The 1703-nt window shown below is 65.8% G+C and carries 2 protein-coding genes and 1 pseudogene; 1 reads left to right on the forward strand and 2 read right to left on the reverse strand.

The genetic code is table 11. From position 1 onward, the window contains the following. Together RT567_RS16540 and RT567_RS16545 are read right to left on the reverse strand one after the other, a co-directional pair. Positions 1-157 (reverse strand): HAAS signaling domain-containing protein (locus RT567_RS16540; RefSeq protein ID WP_313577287.1); only part of this gene is annotated, 157 nt, incomplete at its 3' end. A gap of 119 nt (positions 158-276) precedes the next feature. Beyond that, positions 277-588, reverse strand: a pseudogene (locus RT567_RS16545) (PadR family transcriptional regulator); the annotation flags it as partial. A gap of 270 nt (positions 589-858) precedes the next feature. On the opposite strand from RT567_RS16545, the gene coxB reads away from it, so the two are divergent. Further along, positions 859-1703 (forward strand): cytochrome c oxidase subunit II (gene coxB / locus RT567_RS16550; protein ID WP_313577286.1); only part of this gene is annotated, 845 nt, incomplete at its 3' end.

Below are 1703 nucleotides of genomic sequence, written 5' to 3' on the forward strand. Positions count from 1 at the left end.
GATCGCCCAGGGCCTCGGCCACCTCGGCCTCGCTGCGGCCGGCGGCGGCGCCGTCGGCGAAGTGGGCTTCATAGTCGGCCACGATCTCATTGGCGGTGGCGGCGGGCAGGCCCACCAGGCCGCGTCGCAGTCGCGCCAGGAATTCCGCGCGGTTCATTGCTTCTCTCCCCTGTCCTCAGCTTGGGCGGTCGATTCGGTTTGGGCGCTCTGATCGAGCAGGGCGGGCGTTTCGGCCGGGGCCTCGGCGACAATGACGCTGTCGTCGTCATCGCCCGCGATCAGGGCCTCGACGGCGCGGGCGAAGGCCCGCCACTCGCCGGTCTGACCGTCCAGGGCGCGACGGCCCGCGGCGGTCAGGCGATAGTATTTGCGCGACGGGCCGCTGGATGATTCGACCAGATAGGTCTCCACCAGGCCGTCGGTCTGCATCCGCCGCATCAGCGGATAGATGGTGCCTTCCCCCATGCCGATGGCGTCGGACAGGCGGCTGGCGATCTCATAGGCGTAGCTGTCGCGTCGGGCGAGCAGCGCCAGGACGCAGAGCCCCAGCACGCCTTTCTTCAGTTGGATGTCGATGGTGTCGGGCATGAAATCCCTCTTGGGCGTCCCTCGTTCGGGTTCATAAGGGGTATCGCAAGGTATCTTGCCGTGCAAGGTAGCTGTCTAAACATGACAGCGATTTAATCGACCGCATTTTGCCCGGAGGGCGCCATAGGTGTGCTTGATCGCTTGGCAAGGGCGGTTCGAGCCGATAAGGACCGGCCATGACACGCCGAGGTCCGTCTGGGCCCGGCGACGCTTGCGAATTGCTCGCAAACGTCTGCTGCAGAACGGTTTATGAGGACTTCTCGAATGGGGATGGGCATGCGAGCCATGGCGCGGTTGGGGGGCGGTATCGCCGCGACCGCCCTTGCCGCCATTTTCGCTGCGCCGGCGATGGCGCAGGATGTTTTGGGTCAGCCGACGCCGGCTGGTCTCGGTTTCCAGTCGGCCGCCGCGCCGCTGGCGCACGAGGCCCACTTCTTCCACAACGTCGTGCTGATGCCGGTCATCACCGTGATCTGCGTCCTGGTGCTGGCGCTGCTGGTGTGGATCGCGATCCGCTACAACAAGCGCGCCAACCCGACCCCGGCCAAGTGGAGCCACAACACGGTCATCGAGGTCATCTGGACCGTGGTGCCGGTGCTGATCCTGGTCGGCATCTCCCTGTTCTCGTTCCGCCTGCTTTTCGCCTATCACGACTATCCGGACTCGGACGTGACGGTGAAGATCACCGGCAACCAGTGGAACTGGGGCTATGAATATCCGGACCAGGGCGTGGCCGAGTACATCTCGAACATGCTGCCGGAAGACAAGGCGCCCAAGCATCTGTACCGCCTGGCCGCCGATGAGCCGATGGTGGTTCCGGTCGGCCAGAACGTCCGCCTGCTGATCACCGCTTCGGACGTGATCCACGCCGTCGCCGTGCCGGCCTTCGCCATCAAGGTGGACGCTGTTCCGGGCCGCATGAACGAGACCTGGTTCCGCGCCGAAAAGGAAGGCGACTACTACGGCCAGTGCTCCGAGCTGTGCGGCGTCGACCACGCCTTCATGCCGATCCACGTCAAGGTGGTGAGCCAGGAAGCCTTCGCCGCCTGGGTCGCCTCCAAGGGCGGCTCCATGACCAAGGCCGCCGACGACGCAGCGGCCGCCGCTGCTGCGGC

Source organism: Brevundimonas sp. (assembly GCF_032107865.1).
Taxonomy (GTDB): domain Bacteria; phylum Pseudomonadota; class Alphaproteobacteria; order Caulobacterales; family Caulobacteraceae; genus Brevundimonas.